Source organism: Massilia sp. NBRC 108631 (assembly GCF_059704565.1).
The window spans coordinates 1-229 of record NZ_BAAKJE010000032.1 but is presented as its reverse complement, the minus strand read 5'-3'; the positions used below and the strand labels follow the sequence as shown (position 1 = coordinate 229).

The 229-nt window shown below is 45.4% G+C and carries 1 rRNA gene; it reads left to right on the top strand.

From position 1 onward, the window contains the following. Positions 1-101 (top strand): 16S ribosomal RNA (locus AC6H42_RS03065); the annotation flags it as partial. Between the last annotated feature and the right edge of the window lie 128 nt (positions 102-229).

Genomic DNA, 229 nt, shown 5'->3' with positions numbered 1-229 from the left:
GCTTAACCGCAAGGAGGGCGCTTACCACGGTAGGATTCGTGACTGGGGTGAAGTCGTAACAAGGTAGCCGTATCGGAAGGTGCGGCTGGATCACCTCCTTTCTAGAGTATGGCACCACGCCAAGCGCTCACACTTATCGATTGTTTCGTTCTTTAAAAATTTGGAAGAAGTAAAGATTTATTATTTTCGTTTGATCGCAAGATTGAACGAGGGTAGTGATTGTATGTAT